Consider the following 15,425-nt stretch of genomic DNA (forward strand, 5'->3'; position numbering starts at 1 on the left):
CAGGGTGAAGGTGGTTCATGTGGGGGACTTCTCGCCGTCCTCGGCCGGGGAGGCGGCAGGGCTCACGCGGGCCTCGTCGTCCTCCGCCGGGGATGTGGCGAGGCCCGCGCGGGCAGCCGCGACGATCGGGGACGTGCGCAGCGCGGCCGATACGCCCACGGGGGCGGTGCGCACCGCGCTGATCTCGGAGTGGTCGGGAAGGAGGCGGGAGCCGACGGGCAGGCCCCGGCGGACGGCCCGGACGGCGGCGGCGACCATCGCCGCGTGACCGATCCTGTCGGCCTCGTCGCCGGTGTGGCCCTCGGCGAGCGCCGCGCTCCGCGCGCGGGTACGGACCTCGGTGTCGAACCACGGTGCCACGAGGCTCAGCCCGTCCTGGACGCCCGCCTCGCGCTGGGTGAGGCGTACCCGGGGCGACGAGTACCACGGGATGGGGCCGGCGAGCGGCGTCCGGGGCGAGGCGCCCCCCAGTTCGCGCCACAGTGGGCCGAGCTTCCGGTAGGTCGTCGCCGCCCGCCAGTTGTAGACCACCCAGGGGCCCACCAGGGGCAGCAGGAATCCGACGGTGGCGCAGGGCGCGGACATCGCGGAGAGCGCGGGCGCCAGGGTCGTACTGAGGGCTCCCCAGTCCTGACCGGCCCAGCACGCCGCGACCGCGGCCATTTTGAGGCCGCTGAAGGCGAGGTTCAGCAGCCAGCCCACGACGAGGATCCACAGGCCTGCCCGCAGCCACCCGCTGACCTGGAGTGCCCAGCGCCAGCACAGCACCGTCGTGACGAGCGCTGCGGTCATGTGGGCGACCAGGTACAGGACGATCATCTCGCGGATGAACGGGGTCGTCGCGTAGTAGGTGTCGAAGTCGGTGTGCCGGTCCACCGGGGCGTCACCGAGCACGAAGAGGACCACGAGCATGACGACGACCAGGGCGTACCCGGCCTGCCAGCGCCGCGAGACGCGCCGCACGTACGCGGGCGGGCCCCCACGCCAGTGGACGATGAGCAGCAGGCAGGCGGCGCTGAAGGCGCTGATGATGCCGTACACCAGAGGGCTGGAGAAGTTGGCTGTGCCGGTGGCCTCGTTGACGGCGTCGATCGTGGGCGGAGCCGCGAAGAAGAACCCGGCGCCGCCGAGAGCGATCACCAGGCAGACGGACCGTACGAGCGGGTCGCGCCAGTCCTTCACCAGGCCCGGCAGTTTGACGGCCAGGCCGACCAGTGTGGCGACGGCCGGGGTGTAGTAGTCCGATGAGTTCACTGCTCAGACCTGTGGCCGGCGCTGTCCGAGCGACGCACCGATGCGGCCTGCGATCCGGCCCCGGTCCATGGCCGCACTGTCGGGTTCGCCCTCCAGCCGGCCGCGGAACCGGGTGACGGCCAGCAGGCCGAACCGCTCGGCGTCCGCCTCCTCGCGCCGGTCGAACTCGGTGCGGGCGGCCACCTTGCGGGCCGGCTCCTGGAGTTCGGGGAGTTCGGCGCCGGTCGAGAGCATCCGGGCCGCCACCGCCTTGCCCACGACGTGGTTGCCGCAGTCTCCCTTGAGCATGTGCCAGACCTCGTGGAAGAAGATCGCCAACTGGTGCAGGGGCGTCGCCCGCTTGTCCACCACGATGAGGTCGTAGGCGGGGAGGTCGAGCCACAGTCCGCTGGCGGTGTGGTGCGGGAACTCCTCCTTCACGAGCCGGACCTCACGGCCTCTCAGCTCGCTCACGGCCGTGATCAGCGCGGCGAACAGCGCGTCCGGATCCGCCGGCGTGGGAAGAGTCAGCCTGTCGGCCAGCTGACCGATCAGGTTCCGCATCTCTCTGGCTCTGCTTGTGCGCACCGCTCTCCCCGTGAACCTCAGCACGGGCACCGTCGCGCGGCGTCCGCCGAATCCCAACTGACCACCGGCACGGGCTCCAGCGCGCCCCACTCGGTAGGCAAATATGTCAAACGAGAGCCGTGTCGGCCACACCTGAATCCAAGAAGTGCCCGGAGGGAGGCGAGCAGAAATACCGAACAAGCCCGACATGCACGAGTCTGGTCCTGGCGCATTCGTTGCGCTCATCTCCGCCTTTCGGGCAGGTCTTGATCCAGTCACTCGTCGGCCGGGGCGTTTCTTCGGCCGGTCGCGGCGTGCACGCGTGTACGCAAAGGGCGGTCGAACCTGCCTTCACAGGTCCGACCGCCCTCAGTGGGATGCGTAGAACAGTGCCGCTACTTCGACCGACTGGCGATGCGGCGCAGGAGCACGAAGCCGGCGATCACCAGCAGCCCGCCGGCCGCGGCCGGCCACAGGCTCGTACCGGTGTCCGCCAGTCCACCCGTGACCGTCTGCGGTTCGGCCAGGCCGCCCGCGTCCGAGGGTTCGGGGCCGGGTACGGCGCCGGCGGCGTCCGAGCCGTCTGCCGAGCCGGCCGCGTCGCTCTTGACGGCTGACGGGGAGGTGTCGGCCTTGGGCTGTGCGTCGTTCTTGCCCTTGTCCGCGCCGCCCGCCGCCTCGGTCTCCTGGGTGCTGCTGACCGTGGGCTCCGGCGCGTTCTCGTCGCCGTTGTCCGCCGGGTCGTCGGACTGCTCGCCGCCGCCCGGCTGCTCGGTCGCGGGCTGATCGTTGTCGCCTGTCGGGTCCGGAGCAGGCGTCGTCGGCGGTTTGGTCGGCTCCTCGCCGCCACCGCCACCGCCGTTGCCGCCTCCACCGTTGCCGCCGCCGTTGCCGCCGTCCGCGGAGTCACACTTGCGGCCCTCGTTGATGCAGTCCACCATCTCCGCCATCAGCGCCTCGTCGAAGACGTTGACGAAGTCGCCGTGGTCGGTGACCGGCTTGTGGAGCTGCTCGGGGAAGGAGTCGACCGCGAACAGCGGCTTCGTCTTGCCGCCGTCGGCCACGCTGGGCGCGTCGATGTCGTAGACGATGCGCTGCACCAGCTGCGGGATGGCACGGAAGTCGCCCGCGCAGGCGCCGTTGGCGTCGGCGAAGGCCATGTGCGTGCGGTGGTTGGCACTGTCGATGTTCCGGCCGTCCCAGCAGCTCTGGAACTTGAAGGTGCGGACCACGTCACTGCCCTGGGGGCAGAGCGGGTACTTGTCCTTCAGCTGCCGGTTCTCGAAGCCGGTGCAGCTCCAGGACGCGTTGGCGTTGGCGGGGCCGTTGACGAACGACTTGGCGTCGCCGGTGATGATGCGCAGCAGCTTCGGCATGGCCGTGACCTCGCCGCGCGGACTGCCCACGAAGTTCAGCGTGACCTGCTTGGGCGTGACGATCTCACCGGCGTTGCCCTCGATGCCGCCGCCGGGAGAGGCCGCGTCCTTCTCGTCGGTGCCGTTCTGCAGCCGCACCACGGGCCAGTAGTACGAGGACTTGTCGCCCTCGTTCGCACAGCTCGTCTCGGCGTTGGTCAGGTCCTCGTCGCTCGCGAAGGCGTCGTTGGACTGGTTGCCGACGTAGTCGTGGAAGTGGTGGGCCCCGTTGGTGACACCGGGGGCCGCGATGATGTTGTCGGAGTTGAACAGTCCTTCGGCGTTCACACCACAGCTGGTGGTGAAGGAACCCTTGGAGGCGCCGTCCTGGGCACTCGGCTTCGGCACATTGGGCTGAACGCTCTTGATGTCCGCGAAGTCGGCGACCACGGGACCGTTCCCGGTCTGACCGCCGTTGCCGCCCTGCTGGTCGCCCTGGTCCTGACCGTCGCCCTGGTCCTGGCCGTCCTGGTTGTCGGCGTTGCCGGCGTCATCGGCGTTGCCGTTGTCGCCCTGGCCCTCGCCGTTCTCCTCGCCGTCCTGCCCGTTCGCCGGCTCGTCCTGGTTGCCGGAGGCGCGCAGGATGCAGGGCGCGAACGCGTCGAGGCCCTCCGGGCGGTCCCCCACGGCGTCGATGGCTGCCACGATCCGATCGATCGCCGCCGCTCGCTTGTCCTTGAGCGGGTTCATGATCGAGTTGTCGGCGAAGGCCGCGTCCTGCTTGATCGCCTCCGCTGAGCTCTGCAGTCGCTGATAGGCCTCGGCGATCTGCTTGTCCAGGAGGGCGAGTTCCTTGTCGACCTGCGTCTTGGCGCCGTCCGGCACCGCCGCCAGCTCACTGCCGACATCCGGGCAGTCGATCGTGGCGGCACCCGAGGCAAGGACCTGGTTGGTCCGGTTCTCGCCCGAGGTGCTCTCGGAGGCCGTGGCGTAGACGTTCGCCGCTACCAGCCCACCTCCTCCCAGCATCAGCGCGACCGCCCCTATGGTCGCGCGTCGTGCGCCTGTTGGGCGTCTGCGCGTGTTGCGTACCAAGGATCTACTCCTACGCTTCTGTTGCCGACCGGCATGGCAATCCCCCGCCTCATACGGAGATGAAGCTCCGAGTGTTCAAACGCCTCTCGGATTCATAGAAACCTCTCATGAACCAGACGTTTGCGCGGCCCGTGTCCGGGCAATCACGTTTTCCTGCCGTCTGGTTGGGGACGTGCCGATCCGACGCACTCTGCGACGCCAGGGCGCGCGTGCGTCACCAGCGCACCGGCAGCTCCCGTACGCCCCTGATCAGCAGCCCCGGGATCCACGGCAGCCCGGTCTCGTCCGCGTCCTGTGCGAGGTCCGGGCAGCGTGCCAGGAGCGTGCGGATCGCGATACGGCCCTCCAGCCGGGCCAGCGGGGCTCCCAGGCAGTAGTGCAGGCCGTGGCCGAACGCGATGTGGCCGCGGGCGTCACGCCGGATGTCGAAGCTGTCGGGGTGCTGGAAGCGCTCGGCGTCGCGGTCGGCGTCGGCCATGGCGATCAGGACGGTGGAACCCGCCGGAACGGTCACCGCGCCCATCTCCACGTCCGTCAGGGCGAGACGGTCCGTGCACGTCTCCACCGGGCCGTCGTAGCGCAGCATCTCCTCGATCGCTCCGTCGAGGAGCCCGGTGCCGGCGCGCAGCGCGGCGAGTTGGTCGGGGTGTGCGAACAGGGCCCGCATGCCGTTGCCGATGAGGTTGACCGTCGTCTCGTGGCCGGCGATGAGCAACAGCACCGACATGCCGATGAGTTCGTCCGGGGAGAGCCGGTCGCCGCCCTCGTCGACGGCGTGGATCATCGCACTCAGCAGATCATCGGCATGCTGTGCCCGCTTGGCCGCGACCAGTTCGGCGAGGTAGGCCGCCATCGCGTCGTAGGCCGCCGACTCCGCCTCCGGACTCGTACGGGCCACCATCTCGTTGGACCAGCCGCGGAAGGCGTCCCGGTCGAGTGTGGGGACGCCGAGCAGTTCACAGATGACGGTCATCGGCAGCGGGAACGCGAAGGAGGCGACCAGATCGGCCCGCCGCTCCTTCGCCACCAGCATCGTGTCCAGCAGTTCGTCGGCGATCTCCTGGACACGCGGGGCCAGGGTGTCGACCCGGCGCGGCGTGAACTCCTTGGCCACCAGCCGCCGCAGCCGGGTGTGGTCCGGCGGGTCCGACATCAGCATGTGGGCGAGGGCGGGCTGGTCCGCCCTGGTGTTGATGATCTGCCCCATGGTCCCGGACTTGCGCCAGTCCCGGCTCAGCCGGGGGTCGGTGAAGGCGGTGCGGCACGCCTCATGGCCGACGACGAGCCACACCTCCTCGCCGCCGGGATCGAGCACCCGGTGCACCGGTCCTGCGGCGCGGAGCTCGGCGTAGACGGGATAGGGATCGCGGGTGAAGCTCGCTCCGAGCTTCCGCAGATCGACAACAGGCCCTGCTTGCACGGTGTTTCCCCCATTCGACTTGTTTCCCCCGTGCCACGCTTCTTCCGCTGGATTGGTCGCCCGAACGGCACGCTAACCGGGCCCTGCCACCGGGCCAACGGGTTCTTCGGACACGTATGCCGCCCCCGTGGCCGTTCAGGGCAGGGGTTCGGTGTTCAGGACAGGGGCTCCGCCGAGGGCGGCGCGGGTGTCTGGTAGCCGCCGCTGGCCAGCATCCGTACCTCCCCCGCCTGACTGATCTCGGCCCGCAGGATGCCCGTGGGATCGCAGTAGACGGGGTTGCCGCCCGGCCCGAGGGAGGCGGTCCGCTCGACGACCACCTCGTCCGTGGCGGCGCCGCCATCGCTCGAACGCCCATGGGTGAAGGTGAGCCGGTACCGGTCCGGGGTTTGCATGACGGCCTCCGTGCACGCTCTGGCCCTGTCGCGGACTACACGCGACTACACGCGAATGCAGACGAACGACTACGAACGATGGTGAACGACGACGAACGACGACTTATAAAGACTTACGACGGCGAATGCATCCACTTCCATGATGCGGCCGAATCACACCGCCGGCAGATCGTCCCTGGTTCCGGCCGACCGCGCCGGGCCGGCGTCACCCATCGGTCCGTGACCTGCCCCGGCCCACTTCCGGTCGTTTCCGACCACTTTCCGACCGATTCGCTGCACTGCGCTGCGCCACACGGGGTAGATCTTCACCCGTCGTACCAGGGGCGCCCCTCGCCTCATGACTCCCGGCAGTGTAGACATGGGCCTATGGTCCGACTCTTGGGTCGATCCTGGGCCCGGTCGACCTCCCGCCGCGACGCTCTGCGCGCACGGCGCAGACACGCACTTGGCGGACGCACCGTCGCGGGCCAGGTCTTCGTGCTCCAAGTGGCGATCGTGCTGCTCCTGGTCGCGGTCGCGGTCGTCGCGCTGGTCCTCCAGGTACGCCACGACAGCACGGAGGAGGCACGGAACCGCTCCCTCGCCGTCGCCGAGGCGTTCGCCAACGCTCCGGGCACCCGCGAGGCGCTCAGTGCCTCCGATCCCACGGCGGTGCTCCAGCCGCGCGCCGAGGCGGCCCGGGTGGGGTCCAAGGTCGACTTCGTCGTGGTGATGAACACCGACGGCATCCGCTACACCCACCCCGAGCGGGACCGGATCGGCAAGAAGTTCATCGGGACGCTCGGCCCCGCGCTGGCCGGCAAGCCCTTCACCGAGGAGATCACGGGAACCATAGGGCCGCTGGTGCAGGCCGTGGTGCCCGTCAAGGCGGACGACGGGTCGGTCGTGGGCCTGGTGTCGGCGGGCATCACGACCGAGAAGGTGGGAGGTGTCGGGGACCGCCAGCTGCCGCTCCTCCTGGCCGCCGCGGCCGCCGCCCTGGTCCTGGCCCTGGTGGGGACGGCACTGGTGAGCAGGCGGCTGCTGCACCAGACCCATGGCCTGGGACCGTTCGAGATGACACGGATGTACGAACACCACGACGCGGTCCTGCACGCCGTCCGCGAAGGGGTCCTCATCGTCGGCGGCGAGGGCCGGCTGCTGCTCGCCAACGACGAGGCCCACCGCCTGCTGGACCTCCCCCAGGACGCCGAGGGGCGGCACGCCCTCGAACTGGGCCTGGACAAGGACACCGCCGAGCTGCTGGCCTCGGGGCGGGTCGTCACGGACGAGGTGCGCCTCGTCGGTGACCGGCTGCTGGCGATCAACCAACGGCCCACGGACCTCAAGGGCGGCCCGGCCGGCAGTGTCGCGACGCTCCGCGACTCGACCGAACTGCGTGCGCTGTCCGGCAGGGCCGAGGTGGCCAGGGAGCGCCTCAGATTCCTGTACGACGCCGGGGTGGGCATCGGCACGACCCTGGACGTGACCCGTACGGCCGAGGAACTGACGGAGGCGGCCGTCCCGCGCTTCGCGGACTTCGCCGCGGTCGATCTGGCAGAGACCGTGCTGAGCGGCGAGGAGCCCGACGCGCAGACCCCGCTGCGCCGTGCGGCGCTCAACGGAATCCTCAAGGACGCACCCTTGTATCCCGTGGGCGAGCGGATCGGATTCGCCGCCTCCACCCCACAGGCGCACAGCCTCGGCACCGGTGAGGCCGTGGTCGCGCCGGACCTCGGGAACGCCCATGGCTGGCTCGCCGATGACAGCGAGCGCGCCACCGAGGTCGTGGAGTACGGAATGCACTCGCTGCTCACGGTCCCCCTGCGGGCGGGGCCCCTGGTGATGGGCGTGGCGCACTTCTGGCGCTCCGAGAACCCGGAACCGTTCGACGAGGACGAGCTGGCTCTCGCCGAAGAGCTGGTCGCCCGTGCGGCGGTCTCCATCGACAACGCGCGCCGCTACACGCGCGAGCACACCATGGCCGAGGCACTGCAGCGCAGTCTGCTGCCCCGCAACCTGCCCGAGCAGGGCGCCCTGGACATCGCCTACCGCTACCTTCCCGCCCAGGCGGGGGTGGGCGGCGACTGGTTCGACGTGCTGCCCCTGTCCGGTGCCCGGGTCGCACTGGTCGTGGGCGACGTCGTGGGTCACGGGCTGCACGCGGCGGCCACGATGGGGCGCCTGCGGACCGCGGTCCACAACTTCTCCGCCCTGGACCTGCCGCCCGACGAGCTGCTGGGTCTCCTCGACGAGCTGGTCGCCCGTATCGACCAGGACGAGGCGACGGACGACGGCAGCGCCGCGATCACCGGCGCCACCTGCCTGTACGCCGTCTACGACCCGACCACCCGGCGGTGCTCCGTCGCCCGGGCCGGCCATCCGCCGCCGGCGGTGGTCCGCCCGGACGGCAGCGTCGACTTCCCCGAGGTGCCCGCCGGGCTGCCGCTCGGTGTCGGCGGTCTCCCCTTCGAGACGGCCGAGCTGGAGCTGGCGGAGGACAGCAGGCTGGTCCTCTACACGGACGGGCTGGTCGAGGACCGGGAACGGGACATCGACGTGGGCCTCGAACTCCTGCGCAGCGCCCTGACCGGGGCCGGGCGGTCCCCCGGGGACACCTGTCAGGCCGTCCTCGACGCCCTGCTTCCGTCCCGCCCGAGCGACGACATCGCCCTGATCGTCGCGGGCACCCGGGCGCTCGGTCCCGACCGCGTCGCCGAGTGGCGGGTACCGTCCGACCCGGCGGCCGTCGGCGAGGTACGTGGCTCGGTCGCCCGGCAGCTGACGGAGTGGGACCTGGACGACATGGCGTTCACGACGGAGCTGATCCTCAGCGAGCTGGTCACCAACGCGATCCGGTACGGCCAAGGCCCCATCCAGGTCCGCATGCTGCTCGACCGCAGCCTGATCTGCGAGGTCTTCGACGGCAGCAACACCTCACCGCATCTGCGGTACGCCGCGACGACGGACGAGGGCGGGCGCGGTCTGTTCCTCGTCGCACAGCTCACCGACCGCTGGGGCACCCGGTACACCCCCGCGGGCAAGGTCATCTGGACCGAACAGCCACTCCCCTGAGCCACTCCTCGGCCGGCGCCTCAGCGGGTGCCGTTCCCCTGGAGACGCTCAAGGTCGCCGGGGCGTACCTGAATGACGAGCAGGGCGACCAGGGCCGCGAGGACGGCGAAGACCGCGGCGACGATGAAGGCGGTCGAGATGCCCGACGTCAGCACCTGGTCGCTCCACGGCGACGGCAGCGTGCCGGTTCTGCGGAACTCCGAGCGCTGGGCGTCGGTCGCCTCCGCCATGAACCGGCGGACCTGGTCGGTGGCTTCGTTGCGACTGGCCGTGCCGTAGACGGTGACCAGTACGGACAGGCCCAGTGAACCGCCCACCTGCTGCGTGGCGTTGAGGATTCCGGAGGCCGCGCCCGCCTCCTGCGGGGCGACGCCGGAAACCGCCATCAGGGTCAGTGACACGAAGTTCAGCCCCATGCCGAAGCCGAAGACCAGCATGGGCCCGAGGATGCTGCCCGCGTACGTGCTGTCGACCTCGGTCAGGGTCAGCCAGCCGAGTCCGACGGCCGACAGGATCGCGCCCGCCGTCATGAACGGCTTGGGGCCCCACCTCGGCAGCAACTGGGAGGCGAGCCCGGCGCCGATCGCGATGATGGCGCTGACCGGCAGGAAGGCGAGGCCGGCCCGCAGCGGACTGAAGCCGAGGACGTTCTGCACGAAGAGCGTCAGGAAGAAGAACATGCCGAACATCGCCGCGGCCAGGCTCAGCATGATCGCGTAGACGCCGGCGCGGTTGCGGTCGCGGAACATCCACAGGGGTGTGATGGGCTGCTTCGACCGGCGTTCCACGAGGATGAAGGCGGCGAGGAACACGACGGCCGCCCCGAAGGCCGCGAGGGTCGGGCCGTCGCTCCAGCCCTCCTCCGAGGCGCGGATGAACCCGTAGACGAGCAGCACCATGCCGGCGGTGGAGGTGAGCGCGCCGAGGAGGTCGAAGTGGCCCGGCATGCGTTCGGACTCCCGGATGTAGCGGGGCGTCGCGAGCGCGATCAGCAGGCCGATGGGGATGTTGACGTACAGGACCCAGCGCCAGTCGAGCCACTCCACCAGCAGGCCGCCCGCGAGCAGCCCGATCGCGCTGCCGCCGGCCGAGACCGCGGCGAACACTCCGAACGCCCTGTTGCGCTCGGGCCCTTCGCGGAAGGTCGTGGTGATCAGTGAGAGGGCCGTCGGCGAGGCGATGGCTCCGCCGACGCCCTGCAACGAGCGGGCCGCGAGCAGCTGCCAGGACTCCTGGGAGAGTCCGCCGAGCAGAGAGGCCACCACGAAGAGCAGGACACCGGAGACGAAGACTCTGCGGCGGCCGAGGATGTCGCCCAGCCGACCGCCGAGCAGAAGCAGACCGCCGAAGGTCAGGGTGTAGGCATTGACCACCCACGACAGGTTCTCGGTCGAGAAGCCGAGCGAGCTCTGGATGTGCGGGAGGGCGATGTTCACGATGGTGATGTCGAGGACCACCATCAGCTGGCACGAGGCGATGACGAGAAGCGCGATCCCGCTGCCGTGGCCCCGCCGCGGGGACTTGGCAGTGTCGGAAGGTGTCGGGTGAGCGCTGGTCATGGGATGGCCCTGCGTCCTGGCGACGTCCGGCGTCGGACGTTCGCCCCATCGACGTTAGCCCCGCGCCGGCGTCCCGACCAGTCGATCACTGCCGCACTCCGGGACTCCGGGGGCCGGGGGCTACGAGGGCCGTTCAGTCCTCACCCCTGACGATGTTCCCCTCCGGTTCCGCGCAGGCGCGGCGCGCGTCCCTGTCGGCTGTCGCCGGAAGGCAGATACGCACGCGACCGTCCCGGTGACGGGCCTGCGCCCAGCCTGTCTCGGGGCGCCGAACGGTGTCCTGGGTGCTGCTGCCGTACGCGGTCACGACTCCTCACATTCCTTCCGCGCCCTGTCCCACTCGGGGGCGGGTCTGCGTCATGTTGCTGCGCTTTGTCGGTTACCGGTACCGGGTCCCCCGCGGCGGCGCCGGAAAACCCGGCCCTGTGACGACCGGTACGATCCAGCATTCGCGTAAATAAAAGGGTGAAAAAAATTTCATGTATCACTTGACGCGTGAAGGTCCAGAGCTGAATCTGGGAGGAGACAGTGACGGTGATGCCCGGGGAGCGGCTGCCATGTCGGAACCAATGCTTTCTGCCCAGCTCATGGGCTTGTACGCCGCACCCTGCGCGAAGTCGCCCGACCTCGCGAGGGAACGCCCGTCGGCGTACCTGAAGACCGAGACGCACCCCGCCGGCGAGCGGATGACCGTCGTGGTGATCGGCGAGATCGACATGGCCACCTCCCGACGGCTGCGGCGCTCCCTGCGCGACGCCCTCGCGGAATCGGTCAGCGGTGTCGATCTCGACCTGACCAGGGTCTCCTTCTGCGACTGCGCCGGCCTCAACGTCCTGCTGGACGCCCGTCAACACGCGTCGGCGTACGGCAGAACGGTCACCATCGGGTCAGCCGGCCCCGCCGTCGTGCGGCTGCTCGCTCTCTCGGACACGTCGTCCCTGTTCGCGCCCACGAGCGAGGCCGGCCCCGGCATCGCCTTCACGCACGTCCCGCGCCCCGGCGCGACGCACAGCACCACGGAGGAGAGCCCGTTGTCCGATGACGCCATCGACGCCACCACCGCCGTTGCCGCCGTTGACACTGCCGGCACCGGCGAGGCCGCGCAGGAACTTCGCGTCGAAGTGGTCCAGTTGAAGCGCGCCATGGAGACGCGGCCGGTCATCGACCTGGCCCGCGGAGTCCTGATGGCGTCCTTCGGGCTGAGCCCCGAGGACGCCTGGACCGTACTGGTCACGGTCTCCCAGAACACCAACATCAAGCTCCACCACCTCGCCGAGAGCACGGTGGCCGCCGTCCAGGGCGAGCCACTGCCCGAGCCCCTGCGGCAGCAGCTGTCCGCGGCGGTCGCCGAACTCGTCCCGGCCCGGCAGGCAACCACCCACGACACCGACGTCCCCGGACCGGTCCCGGAGGAGCTGCTCCAGGAAGCGGAGCCGTGACTTCGGCGGGCGGCCGGACGCTCCGGCTCCGGCTCAGGGGCCGGGGCCCTCGGTCAGGCCGGCCGCCCGTGGACCTCGGCCTCCGAGGGCGCCGCGGTCGTGCCCCGTACTTCGAGGACGGGCGTACTCAGGACGACCTGGCCGGGGCGGGCGGGGTCGGCGATCCGGTCGAGCAGGCACTGCGCGGCGCGGCGGCCGACGTCGTGGCCCGCGCTGTCCACGGTGGTGAGCCAGAGGTGGCGCAGCCGGGCAAGGTAGGTGTTGTCGTAGCCGACGAGTGAGATGTCCCGGGGCACCCGGAGGCCGAGTTCCTCGGCGGCGGACAGCGCGCCGACGCAGGCGATGTCGTTGAACGCGAACACGGCGGTGGGCCGCCGGGGGGAGCTGAGCAGCCGGACCGTGGCCCGGTAGCCGCCCTCCTCGGTGAGGTCGCCCTGCTCCACGACCGCCGTGCCGGTCAGCCCGTGTTCGCGCATGACAGCCTCGAAACTGTGGCGGCGCAGTGCGCCGACCATGCCCTGACCGGCGATGTGGGCGATGCGCCGGTGGCCGAGTCCGATGAGGTGCTCGGTGGCGAGGCGGGCGCCGTACTCGTCGTCGTTGGCCACGATGTCCGCGCGGGGCAGTTCAGGCTCGCGGGCGCCCGCGACGACGGTCGGCAGCCGCCCGGCCGCCGTGCGCAGTACCTGTGGATCGGGCAGTGTCCCGACCGCGACGAGGCCGTCGACCCGCAGGTCCGTGAACATGCGCGTGAGGTCCTCGCCGAGCCGCCGGTTCAGGTGGCCGTCGGCCAGCAGCATGTGCAGACCGTGGGCGTCGAGCAGGGAGTTGAGACCGTCCAGCAGTTCCACGAACCAGGGGTTGCGCATGTCGTTCAGGAGCACACCGACCGTGGGGGTGCCCCCGGACCGCGCGTGGTCGAGAGGCTGGGGGTGGGCGCGCCGCTCGCTGAGGCTGCGCGCGGCGGCGTTGGGCCGGTAGCCGAGCTCCTCGACGGCGGCCAGGACCGCCTGCCGCTTCTCGGGGCGCACCCGGTCGGAGCCGCGCAGCACGAGCGAGACCAGTGATTTCGACACTCCGGCCTGTTCGGCGACGTCGCGGATCGTCGGTGCTCTCATGAAATGGACCGTTCCACAAGGGTCGACGGAAAGTCAAAGGGGTTGACACCTGGTGTTACGGACTCCAATCTGAGCCGGAACCATTATGGACCGATCCAAAAGCGGTCCAAAGCCAGTCTCAAGCCGGTCTTAAGCCGATCCGAACGGATCAAAAACCGACCCGTTATCGATCCGAAGAGGGGCAGTCATGGGGAGTACGTTCGGCGTCGCCGTCGTGGGGTTCGGCTGGATGGGGCGGGTGCACACCCAGGCGTACGCGCGCGTGCCGCACCACTTCCCGCAGCTTCCCCTCCGGCCCGAACTGATCGCCGTCGCCGACGAGGTGCCCGGCCGGGCCGAGGAGGCCGCCGCGCAGTACGGGTTCGCCACGGCCGCCCGGGACTGGCGGGAGGTCGCCGCCGATCCCCGTGTCCGGGCCGTGAGCGTCGCCGCCCCGAACTTCCTGCACCGCGAGATCGGCGTCGCCATGGCCGAGGCGGGCAAGCACCTCTGGATCGAGAAGCCGGTCGGCCTCACAGCCGACGACGCGCGGGCCGTCGCGGGCGCCGTCGCCAAGGCGGGCGTCCAGGGCACGGTCGGCTTCAACTACCGCAACGCGCCTGCCGTCTCGGCCGCACGCGAGCTGATCGCCGCCGGGGAGATCGGCACCGTCACCCACCTCCGCATCCGCCTCTTCAGTGACTACGCCGCCCATCCCCAGGGCGCTCTGACCTGGCGGTACGAGCGTGAGCGGGGTGGCAGCGGGGTGCTGGGCGACCTCGCCTCGCACGGCGTGGACCTGGCCCGCTTCCTGCTGGGCGAGATCGCGTCGCTGACCGCCGACACGGCCGTCTTCGTCCCCGAGCGGGCCCGGCCCACGGGCGCCACCGCCGGCCACGCCCGTTCCGCCGGCGGTGAGTTGGGGCCGGTCGAGAACGAGGACTACGTGTCCTGCCTGCTGCGCTTCGCCTCCGGCGCCCGCGGCGTGCTGGAGGCCTGCCGGGTCTCGGTCGGCGAGCAGAACAACTACGGCTTCGAGATCCACGGCACCGAGGGCGCGGTCTCCTGGGACTTCCGTCGTATGGGTGAACTGGGCGTCAGCCGCGGTACGTCGTTCCAGGACCAGCCGGTCAGCACGGTGTATGTCGGCCCGGGGCACGGCGAGTACGCCGCCTTCCAGCCGGGCGCGGCCAACAGCATGGGTTACGACGACCTCAAGGTCGTCGAGGCGTACAACTTCCTGCGCTCCATCGCTGAAAGCACCCCGTACGGGGCCACCCTGGAGGACGCCGTCCGCAGTGCTGCCGCGCTGGACGCCATGGCCCGCTCCGCCGAGCACGGCACCTGGGTCGCTCCGGCCGAATGATCCTGGCATAACCGCGCGGTACGTGCTGCCCCGAACCGTGCGCCTACGAGATGGTCAGTAGGATTGCCTGTTCATGGACACACGCGTGGCGAACGAGATGATTACCGTGCCGCCGGGGCAGGTCACACTGTCGGACCGGCGGACGCGGCGCAGTTGGTCGGTCGAGCTGGCGCCCTACCGGCTCGGTGCCTTCCCGGTCACGCAGGCGTTGTACGCGCGGGTCACGGGTGAGCGGCCGAGCGCCGGGGACGGGGACCAACTGCCCGTCGAGGGCATTTCGTGGTGGGACGCGGTCCGGTTCTGCAACGCCCTGTCGCTGCGCGAGGGGCTCACCCCCGCCTACGCGATCCACGCCGGCAGCGAGGGCATCGACTGGGACAGAGCCGCCGACGGCTACCGGCTGCCCACCGAGGCCGAGTGGGAGCACGGCTGCCGTGCCGGCACGCCGGGACCGCGCTACGGGCCGCTCGACGAGATCGCCTGGTACCGCGACAACTCCCAGGAGCGGGTCCACGACGTGGGCGGCAAGCTGCCCAATCCGTGGGGGCTGCACGACATGCTGGGCAACGTCTGGGACTGGTGCTGGGACGTCTACGACGCCGAGGTCTACGGCACCTACCGGGTCCTGCGCGGCGGCGGCTGGTTCGACGAGCACTGGAGCTGCCGGGCCTCCGCGCGGCGCCGCAGCCACCCGAGTTTCCAGGTCGACGACGTGGGGTTCCGGGTGGCGCGGTCCGTTTCACACTGACGCGCGCGGTAAGGGTGTGGGGGGCGTCAGGTCGTGGGTGCACCGCGGGCCGGTGGGGGCTTGGCGCGCAGTTCCCCGCGCCCCTTGCGGCGGCCCC

General features: G+C 70.6%; 11 protein-coding genes. 4 read left to right on the plus strand and 7 right to left on the minus strand.

Annotation, left to right across the window (positions count from 1 at the left end; all coding sequences use genetic code 11):
* Window positions 1–15 precede the first annotated feature (15 nt).
* The 5 genes from AOK01_RS10945 to AOK01_RS10965 form a co-directional block, all read right to left on the minus strand.
* Window positions 16–1,254, minus strand: a complete 1,239-nt coding sequence (locus AOK01_RS10945) for an MAB_1171c family putative transporter (protein ID WP_063792767.1) — start codon at window positions 1,252–1,254, stop codon at window positions 16–18.
* Window positions 1,255–1,257: 3 nt separating this feature from the next.
* The gene (locus AOK01_RS10950) at window positions 1,258–1,821 is read right to left on the minus strand and encodes a toxin-antitoxin system, toxin component (protein ID WP_245702203.1); all 564 of its coding nucleotides are present in this window, start codon (window positions 1,819–1,821) and stop codon (window positions 1,258–1,260) included.
* Between the two features lie 374 nt (window positions 1,822–2,195).
* A complete protein-coding gene (locus AOK01_RS10955) occupies window positions 2,196–4,184 on the minus strand; it encodes a DUF1996 domain-containing protein (protein ID WP_055510750.1) in 1,989 nt (662 codons plus the stop codon).
* A 280-nt stretch (window positions 4,185–4,464) separates the two neighbouring features.
* Window positions 4,465–5,670: a cytochrome P450 family protein gene (locus tag AOK01_RS10960; protein ID WP_055510751.1), complete on the minus strand. Its 1,206-nt coding sequence runs from the start codon at window positions 5,668–5,670 to the stop codon at window positions 4,465–4,467.
* Between the two features lie 155 nt (window positions 5,671–5,825).
* On the minus strand, window positions 5,826–6,065 hold the full coding sequence (locus AOK01_RS10965; RefSeq protein WP_055510752.1) for a DUF6296 family protein: 240 nt from the start codon (window positions 6,063–6,065) through the stop codon (window positions 5,826–5,828).
* A 366-nt stretch (window positions 6,066–6,431) separates the two neighbouring features.
* Here AOK01_RS10965 and AOK01_RS10970 point away from each other — a divergent pair, with 366 nt between their 5' ends.
* Window positions 6,432–9,119 carry a SpoIIE family protein phosphatase gene (locus AOK01_RS10970; RefSeq protein ID WP_079103319.1) on the plus strand — a complete coding sequence of 896 codons (2,688 nt, stop codon included), beginning with the start codon at window positions 6,432–6,434 and terminating at the stop codon, window positions 9,117–9,119.
* Between the two features lie 20 nt (window positions 9,120–9,139).
* Here AOK01_RS10970 and AOK01_RS10975 read toward each other — a convergent pair whose 3' ends face one another.
* Window positions 9,140–10,678, minus strand: a complete 1,539-nt coding sequence (locus AOK01_RS10975; RefSeq protein ID WP_079103320.1) for an MFS transporter — start codon at window positions 10,676–10,678, stop codon at window positions 9,140–9,142.
* A 557-nt stretch (window positions 10,679–11,235) separates the two neighbouring features.
* Here AOK01_RS10975 and AOK01_RS10980 point away from each other — a divergent pair.
* Entirely contained in the window at window positions 11,236–12,117 is an 882-nt protein-coding gene (locus AOK01_RS10980) for an ANTAR domain-containing protein (protein WP_079103321.1), read from the plus strand.
* 53 nt (window positions 12,118–12,170) lie between these two features.
* On the opposite strand, the gene AOK01_RS10985 is transcribed toward AOK01_RS10980, so the two are convergent.
* Entirely contained in the window at window positions 12,171–13,235 is a 1,065-nt protein-coding gene (locus AOK01_RS10985) for a LacI family DNA-binding transcriptional regulator (protein WP_055510753.1), read from the minus strand.
* 187 nt (window positions 13,236–13,422) lie between these two features.
* Here AOK01_RS10985 and AOK01_RS10990 point away from each other — a divergent pair, with 187 nt between their 5' ends.
* Window positions 13,423–14,580: a Gfo/Idh/MocA family protein gene (locus tag AOK01_RS10990; RefSeq protein ID WP_055510754.1), complete on the plus strand. Its 1,158-nt coding sequence runs from the start codon at window positions 13,423–13,425 to the stop codon at window positions 14,578–14,580.
* Window positions 14,581–14,653: 73 nt separating this feature from the next.
* Window positions 14,654–15,328, plus strand: coding sequence for a formylglycine-generating enzyme family protein (locus AOK01_RS10995; RefSeq protein ID WP_055510755.1), 675 nt, complete (start codon window positions 14,654–14,656; stop codon window positions 15,326–15,328).
* Window positions 15,329–15,425 lie beyond the last annotated feature (97 nt).

This window comes from Streptomyces aurantiacus, assembly GCF_001418335.1.
Classification (GTDB): Bacteria; Actinomycetota; Actinomycetes; order Streptomycetales; family Streptomycetaceae; genus Streptomyces; species Streptomyces aurantiacus.

Coding starts and splice junctions, on each gene's coding strand:
- AOK01_RS10965 (WP_055510752.1), bottom strand. CDS start 6,065: ATGCAAACCCCGGACCGGTACCGGCTCACCTTCACCCATGGGCGTTCG.
- AOK01_RS10955 (WP_055510750.1), bottom strand. CDS start 4,184: ATGCTGGGAGGAGGTGGGCTGGTAGCGGCGAACGTCTACGCCACGGCC.
- AOK01_RS10980 (WP_079103321.1), top strand. CDS start 11,236: ATGTCGGAACCAATGCTTTCTGCCCAGCTCATGGGCTTGTACGCCGCA.
- AOK01_RS10985 (WP_055510753.1), bottom strand. CDS start 13,235: ATGAGAGCACCGACGATCCGCGACGTCGCCGAACAGGCCGGAGTGTCG.
- AOK01_RS10995 (WP_055510755.1), top strand. CDS start 14,654: ATGGACACACGCGTGGCGAACGAGATGATTACCGTGCCGCCGGGGCAG.
- AOK01_RS10970 (WP_079103319.1), top strand. CDS start 6,432: ATGGTCCGACTCTTGGGTCGATCCTGGGCCCGGTCGACCTCCCGCCGC.
- AOK01_RS10990 (WP_055510754.1), top strand. CDS start 13,423: ATGGGGAGTACGTTCGGCGTCGCCGTCGTGGGGTTCGGCTGGATGGGG.
- AOK01_RS10975 (WP_079103320.1), bottom strand. CDS start 10,678: ATGACCAGCGCTCACCCGACACCTTCCGACACTGCCAAGTCCCCGCGG.